At 73.1% G+C, this 7,393-nt stretch carries 4 protein-coding genes; 3 read left to right on the top strand and 1 reads right to left on the bottom strand.

From position 1 onward, the window contains the following. Nucleotides 1–219: 219 nt before the first annotated feature. Nucleotides 220–1,557 carry an MATE family efflux transporter gene (locus D7W79_RS35625; RefSeq protein ID WP_158617136.1) on the bottom strand — a complete coding sequence of 446 codons (1,338 nt, stop codon included), beginning with the start codon at nucleotides 1,555–1,557 and terminating at the stop codon, nucleotides 220–222. Nucleotides 1,558–1,691: 134 nt separating this feature from the next. On the opposite strand from D7W79_RS35625, the gene speB reads away from it, so the two are divergent. The 3 genes from speB to D7W79_RS35610 all read left to right on the top strand — a co-directional run. Then, nucleotides 1,692–2,609: an agmatinase gene (speB, locus tag D7W79_RS35620; protein WP_120529766.1), complete on the top strand. Its 918-nt coding sequence runs from the start codon at nucleotides 1,692–1,694 to the stop codon at nucleotides 2,607–2,609. Between the two features lie 17 nt (nucleotides 2,610–2,626). Then, nucleotides 2,627–3,748, top strand: coding sequence for a methyltransferase domain-containing protein (locus D7W79_RS35615; protein WP_120529765.1), 1,122 nt, complete (start codon nucleotides 2,627–2,629; stop codon nucleotides 3,746–3,748). Nucleotides 3,749–3,883: 135 nt separating this feature from the next. Beyond that, nucleotides 3,884–7,393, top strand: a 3,510-nt coding sequence (locus tag D7W79_RS35610) for a condensation domain-containing protein (protein ID WP_147442214.1), incomplete at its 3' end; no start/stop codon positions are given.

Raw genomic sequence — 7,393 nt, 5'->3', positions numbered from 1 at the left:
GAATGTCGGGGAGGGCGGGGGCCGGAGCGCCGCCGCGCAGACGCTGTTCCAGGAGGGCGCGCTGGGCTTCGGTCAGCTGGGCCCGGCGCTGCCGGAGTTCTTCACGGGTGGGCATCAGTCGTCGGACGCGATGTCAGCGGGGAGGTGGGCGTGAAGGCAACCGGGGACACGGGACGCGCATTCGCGGCGCGTGATTCAAAGGCAGCGCTCGCGGCGCTTTCATGCGGACGGTGCGCTGCGCGTCGAACCCGCCGCGCGCCAGCCTCCATTCCAGATGCGCGCCGTCAGGTATGACGCGCACACGCCGTTCTCGATGAGCATTCCCAGCCATCCTCCCATGGCTCCCCACCCGAGCCGGTAGCCCAACAGCCACATCAGCAATGGCGCACCCAGCCATGCGGTGGCGATGCCCAGCAGCGCGGGCACGGTGGCGTCCCCCGTGCCGCGCAGCACCGCGCCGGCGACCGCGTTCGCGCCGCCCGCGAGTTGCACGAGCGCACCCAACCCAAGCAGTCGGGCCGCGAGTGCGCGGACCTCCGTGTCCTGCGTGGCCGCCGCCGCCAGCGCGGGACCGGCCACCCAGAGCGCGAACGCGACCCCCAGGGTGATGAGGCCGTTGAGCGCGAAGGCCCGCGACGCCACGCGGCGGACCAGGGCCCACCGGCCCGCGCCCACGCCTTGCCCCACCAGCACCGCGGCGGACTCGGCGATCGCGATGACCGGGAGCCCCAGCAGCCGCAGCAGCTGTGCCACCAGCTGGTGCGCGGCGAGTGGCACCGCGCCCAGGGGGGCGATCATCGCCGCCAGGAGCCCGTAGGCCCCCAGCTCCAGGAGGACCTGCACTCCACTGGGAAGGCCCAGACGCCACAGCCGCCCGAAGTGTTCCCGGCGCACCGCGCGGAACGCCACGCCCTCGCGGGCCTGCACGCTGGCCAGCCAGCAGGTCTCCACGGTGTTGGCGATGACCGTGGCCAGCGCCGCGCCCACGACGCCCAGTCCCACGGGGAAGATGAGCACCCAGGCGAGGACGAGGTTGAGCGCGTTGCCCGCGAGCGCGGCCCGGAACGGTGTCACCGCGTCCCCCGCGCCCAGGCGCACCTCCCCCAGGACGACGGTGAGCAGCACCATGGGGGCGCCGTACGAGACGGTGCGCAGGTAGTCCGCGGCGAGCGCGCCGGCCTCGGCGGAACCCGCGAGGTGGGGCAGGAGCGCCGCGACGCCGTGACCCAGCAGGATGCCCACCGCACCCGCCGCGCTCGCCGTGAGGATTCCGAGGCCCGCGTGGGCCCGCGCATCGCTGTCCTGTCCCGCGCCCCGCGCCTGCGCGACCAGCGTCTTGGTGGCCCGGAACAGGCCGAACCAGAAGGACAGCAACACGAAGGACGCCGTGCCGCCCAGCGCGATTCCCGCGAGCGGCGCCGCGCCCACCCTCGCGAGGAAGAGCGTGTCCGTCAGCGTCATCAGGCTGTAGGACAAGGAGGAGAGCGCCGTGGGAAGCGCGAGGCGGATCAACTCGCGCCAGGGCCCCTGTTCCCAGGCGAAACCGCTGTCATCCATCGCGGAGGGCATCCTCGTCCTGGAGCGTCATGTTTCACCGCGCGCCCCATGCGAAACAGGCCCGCTTGCCACGCGAGCGCGCCCGCGAGCAGCGGTGTCAGGAGTTCCGGCTTGTATGTTAATGGAGCGACACCATGCAACAGACCCTGGGCGAGTACCTGCGGCACGGACAGATTCCCTTCCTGCGCTTGCCACTGGCGGATTTCACGCGCGGTGACGCTGTCTACGACGGGGCCTCCGCGGTCTTCATCGGAGTCACGTATGACGGGGGGACGACCTACCAGCCCGGGGCCCGGTTCGCGCCGTATCACGTGCGCCGGGCGAGCGCGTCGGTGGAGCTGGGCCGGCTGTCGGACGAGGCGCCCGCGCTGAAGCGGGCGCTCGACGGCGGAAACGTGCCGCTGCCGCTGCTTCACGCGGAAGGCATGCGCGCCGCAGTGGAGGCGGAGGTGACGCGCATCGTCTCCAGCGGCGCGGCGCCCTTCGTGGTGGGCGGCGACCACTCGGTGACGCTGCCGGTGTTGCGCGCGGTGGCGCGCAAGCATGGCCCCATCGCGCTGGTGCACGTGGACGCGCACTCCGACATGGCGGAGGGCGGCATGCTCGGCGAGGAGCGGCACCATGGCACCACCATGCGCCACGCGCTGACCGAGGGACTCATCGCCCGGGGGCAGCTGCACCAGATTGGCATCCGGCACTCCGGGGACCCGGACCTCATCCGGGAGCACGCCTCGAACGAGTACCGCATCGACGACGTGGAGGACCGCGGCATCGCGGCCATCCTCGCGGAGGTGCGCGAGCGCGTGGGGCAGCACCCGGTCTACCTGACGTTCGACATCGACGCGGTGGACCCCGCCTTCGCCCCCGGCACGGGCACGCCTGTCCCCGGGGGCCTCACCTCGCGTGAGGCGCTGCGGCTGGTGCGCTCGCTGGCCGGCTGCCGGTTGGTGGGCATGGACGTCGTGGAGGTGCTGCCCTCGCTGGACCACGCCGAGGTCACGTCGCTGCTCGCCGCGCAGTTGCTGCTCGAAGCCGTCGCCCTTCTTCCCTGAACAGGAGCCGCGCCCGTATGACGTCCGCCACCGACCTCGTCCACTCCGCCTGGCGCTGCCCGAACTGCCGGGGCAGCCTCTCCGGGGCGGAGGACACCTTCACCTGCGATGCCTGTGGGGACCGCTTCCCCCGGCTGGGCACGGTGCCCGTGCTCGTCCCGGATCCGGCCGCGTACATCGCGAGCAACGCGGTGTCGCTGGCGCGCTATGTCGGCGGGCTCCAGATGCTGCTGGCGCGCGGTGAGGCGCTGGAGCAGGCGCAGCCCTTCCGCAAGACGGCCCTGGAGCAGGCCCGGCGCGCGCTGAGCGCCGACCTGGAGCTGGCGACCGGGCAGCTCTTCGGGCTGGCCGCGCACGCGGACGTCGCGTCGCTCATCCGGCTGGCGGCGGATCCTCCGCCCCAGGCCGCGGGGCTGCCGTTCAACGAGTCGTGGGGCCCGGCGATGACCGGCTTCCTGCGCGCGGACTGGGGCGGCACGCCGGATGGGGAGAAGCAGATCGCCACCATCCGCGACGAGCTGGCGCGCGCGGTCCAGACGCACGCCCGCCGCCGGGGGACCGCGGTGCTGCTGGGGGCCGGCACGGGCCGCTTCGTGCACGAGCTGTCCGGCCACTTCGATTCGGTCTTCGGCGTCGACCTGTGCCTGGCGTACGTGGACTGGTTCCACCGGCTGCTCCAGGGGCCCCTGAACCTGTGGGAGCTGCACTACCCGCAGCTGGGCGGGGACAACGTCGCGACGCCCATCGAGGCGAAGCTGACGCAGGAGGCCGCGGCGCGGATGGACGCGCGCAGCCTGGCGGTGGCGGATGCGTTGAAGCTGCCGGTGGCGGACGGGACGCTGTCCGCGGCCATCGCGGTGCACTTCATGGACTGCGTGCCGGCGCGGCCGCTCCTGGAGGAGCTGCGCCGGGTGCTGGAGCCGGGCGGCATCTTCGTGGGCTACGGGCCGCTGCTGTATCGCGGCGTGGAGGACCCGGCCGACTGGCTCACGCCCTCCGAGTGGAAGCACCTCTTCGCCGAGGCGGGGCTGGAGATGCTGGAGGAGCGCTGGCTGGACCTGCCCTACTGGCAGGGCATGGAGCGGGCCATCCAGACCACACACCGGGTGTGGACGTTCACGCTCCGCAAGCCGTCCTGAGCCCTCAGCGCGGGCCCTGAAGCACCCACACCAGGGATGGCCACCGGGGGCGTCCGTGTTCCTCCGGGGCCGTGTCGCGTGTGACACGACCCTTCCGGGCCGGCCTCGCGCTGGCCCCCAGCGATAGGAACCCAGATGCCCGGACACCTCCGGCCGGCCGAGACGTTGGTGGACCTGCTGCGGCTGCGCGCCGAGTCCCAGGCCGCGCTCCCCGTCTTCACGTTCCTGGGGGAGGAGGACGGCGACGAGGCGTCCATCACCTACGCGGAGCTGGACCGGCAGGCGCGGGCCATCGCCGCGTCGCTGGCCGGGCACGTGCGGCCCGGGGACCGGGTGCTGCTGCTGTATCCGCCCGGGCTCGAGTACATCGCCGCGTTCTTCGGCTGTCTCTACGCCGGGGCGGTGGCGGTGCCGGCCTATCCCCCGGACCCGTCGCGCCTGAACCGCACGCTTCCGCGCCTGGAGGTCATCGTGAAGGACGCGGGCGCGGCCGTGGCGCTCACGTCCGCGTTCATCGCGGAGATGGCGGAAGGGTTGGTGGGCCTGGCCCCGGAGCTGGGGCACCTGCGCTGGCTGGCGTACGAGTCGCTCGTCGCGCCGGGAATGGAATCCGGCTGGAGGGCCCCGGCGCTGGAGTCCGGCTCGCTGGCGTTCCTCCAGTACACGTCCGGTTCCACGGCCGCGCCCAAGGGCGTGATGCTGTCGCACGCGAACCTGCTGGCCAACGAGGCGATGATCCAGGCCGGCTTCGGGCTGGGCGCGCGCGATGTCGTGGTGGGGTGGCTGCCGCTGTACCACGACATGGGACTCATCGGGAACGTGCTCCAGCCCATCCACCTGGGCTCGCGCGGCGTGCTGATGTCGCCGCTCACGTTCATGCAGCGCCCGCTGCGCTGGCTGGAAGCCATCTCCCGTTTCCGGGGCACGACGAGCGGCGGGCCCAACTTCGCCTTCGAGCTGTGCGTGCGCAAGGTGAGCGACGCGCAGAAGGCCGCGCTCGACCTGTCCTGCTGGGACGTGGCGTTCTGTGGCGCGGAGCCCGTTCGCGCGAGCACGCTCGAGCGCTTCAGCCAGGCGTTCGCTTCGTGCGGGTTCCGCCGTGAGGCCTTCTATCCCTGCTATGGCCTGGCGGAGGCCAGCCTCATCGTGTCCGGTGGCGCGAAGGAGGCGCTGCCTCGCGTGCTGCACGTGGACCGCGACGCGCTCTCGCGGGGCCGCGCGGTGGACCAGGAGGCGGGGGCCGCGCTCGTGGGGTGTGGCGGCGCGCTGCTGGACGAGCGGATCGCCGTCGTGGCGCCGGAGTCACGCGAGCGGTGCGCGGACGGTCAGGTGGGCGAAATCTGGGTCACGGGCGCGCACGTCGCCCGGGGGTACTGGAACCGCCCGGAGGAGTCCGTGGCCACGTTCGGCGCGGCGACCGCGGACGGGGAGGGGCCGTACCTGCGCACCGGGGACCTGGGCTTCCTGCGGGACGGGGAGCTGTACGTCACGGGGCGCATCAAGGACCTGATCATCCTGCGCGGGCGCAACCACTACCCGCAGGACCTGGAGCTGACCGTCGAGCGCAGCCACCCGGCGCTGCGTCCGGGCGGCGTCGCGGCGTTCAGCGTGGACGTCGCCGGCGAGGAGCGGCTGGTCGTGGTGCAGGAGATGTCTCCGGGCCGGGGCGAGCCGGAGGTGATGCTCGCGAACATCGTCGAACGGCTGGCGCTGGAGCACGAGGTGCGTCCGCACGCGGTGGTCCTGACGGGGCCGGGCGCGGTGCCGAAGACGTCCAGCGGCAAGGTGCAGCGCCGCGCGTGCAGGCAGCTCTTCGTGTCGGAGGAGCTGGAGGCCCTGGCGGCGTGGCGTGATGAGGGCGCCGGAGCCGTGGCCGCGGGGCCGGACGCGGCGCCCGTGGATCCGCTGCTCGCGCTGGTGGCCACGCGGCTGGGCGTCGCGCCGTCGTCGCTGCGGCCGGAGGCGCCGCTGCTCCAGTACGGCCTGGACTCGCTGCTCGCGCTGGAGTTGCACAACGCGCTGGAGGCTTCGTTCGGCGTCGAGGTGCCGCTCGCGTGGCTGCTCCAGGGGGCGAGCCTGGCTTCGCTTCGGGAGCGGGTGTCGTTGAACGCGGCGCGCTCCGGGCCGGCGTCGGACGCGGCCCGCGGCGTGGCTGCTCCGGCCGAGGTCCCGCTCACGCCCGGACAGGCGGGCCTGTGGTTCCTCCAGCAACTGGCGCCCGGCTCCGCCGCGTACAACGTCGCGGGCGCGGCGCGCATCGAAGGGGCGCTCGACGTGCGGGCGCTCCAGGCGGCCTTGCGGTCGTTGGTGGAACGCCATGATGGCCTGCGCTCGGTGTTCGTCTCGCGCGGGGGCGAACCCGTTCAGCGTGTGCTGGCCCGGGTCGACGTGCCGCTGCGAGAGGTGGATGCCTCGGCGGATGACGAGGGGGCATTCCTGGCGAGGATGCAGGAGGACATCGAGCGTCCTTTCGACCTGGTGGCAGGGCCGCTGCTGCGCGCGTCGTTGTACCTGCGCGCGGACGGGGCTCGCGTGGTGCTGCTGACGCTGCATCACCTGGTGACGGACTTCTGGTCCATGGCCGTGCTGCTGCGCGAGCTGGCGTCGGCCTATGCGCCGGCGGGACAGCAGGCCACCCCGGGCGTGGCGGCTTCGGACCTGGCGGCGGTGCGCCGTCATGAGGTCCGTCGCGCGAGCCGTGCGGCGGGCCAGTGGGCCTATTGGGAGCAGGAGCTCACGGGGGAGATTCCGCCGCTGACGCTGCCGGTGGATCGCCCCCGGCCCCCGGTGTCGACGTTCCGGGGCGGCGCGGAGCGGATCCACGTGTCGAGCGAGGTCGTCGAGCGGCTTCAGGCCCTGGCCCTTCAGGAGTCCACGACGCTGCACGGGACGTTGCTGGCCTGCTACCAGCTCTTCCTGGCGCGGCAGACCGGACAGGAGCGGATGCGGGTGGGGTGTCCCGCCGCGGGCCGCAACGGCGCGGAGGTCATGGACGCCGTGGCCTATCTCGTCAACCCGCTGGTGATCCGCACCGAGCTGGGAGGGGATCCGTCCTTGCGTGAGGTCGTGCGCCGCGCGCGGGAGCGGATGATGGGCGCGCTGGAGCACGCGGACGTGCCCTTCGTGGAGCTGGTGGACCGGCTGGGCCGTGGGCGCGAGGCCGGGCGCGTGCCGTTCGTGCAGACGATGTTCTCGTTGCAGCGCGCACCGCTGGCGGGCCTGGCCGCCTTCGCGTCGGGCGTGAGTGGCGGACGGCTGGACGTGGGGGCGCTGCGGCTCGCGTCGGTCGAGCTGCCGCCGCGCACCACCCAGTTCGACTTGATGCTCCTGCTGGCCGAGACAGCGGACGGCCTGGGCGGCTGGCTCCAGTACGACGCGGAGCTCTTCGACGCCGCGACGGTGCGCCGCATGGCGCGGCGGCTGGAGCTCGCGTTCGAGACGGTGGCCCGTGAGCCGGAGCTGCGCTTCTCGCGCGTCTCCCTCCTGCTGGAGGACGAGCGGCGCGTCCCGGCCCGGCCCGAGCGGGTGGTGCCGGTGCCTCCATCGCTCTGCCTTCACACCTGGTTCGAGAGACAGGTGGAGAAGACGCCGGAGGCGGTGGCGGTGAAGTACGGGCGGGAGGCGGTGAGCTACGGGGAATTGAAC

This window comes from Corallococcus exercitus, assembly GCF_003611585.1.
GTDB lineage: Bacteria > Myxococcota > Myxococcia > Myxococcales > Myxococcaceae > Corallococcus > Corallococcus exercitus.
This window is presented reverse-complemented; position numbering and strand designations above follow the sequence as displayed.

What these genes read in the sequence shown, in the direction of transcription:
- speB (WP_120529766.1), top strand. Translation starts at nt 1,692, where the DNA reads ATGCAACAGACCCTGGGCGAGTACCTGCGGCACGGACAGATTCCCTTC.
- D7W79_RS35625 (WP_158617136.1), bottom strand. Translation starts at nt 1,557, where the DNA reads ATGGATGACAGCGGTTTCGCCTGGGAACAGGGGCCCTGGCGCGAGTTG.
- D7W79_RS35615 (WP_120529765.1), top strand. Translation starts at nt 2,627, where the DNA reads ATGACGTCCGCCACCGACCTCGTCCACTCCGCCTGGCGCTGCCCGAAC.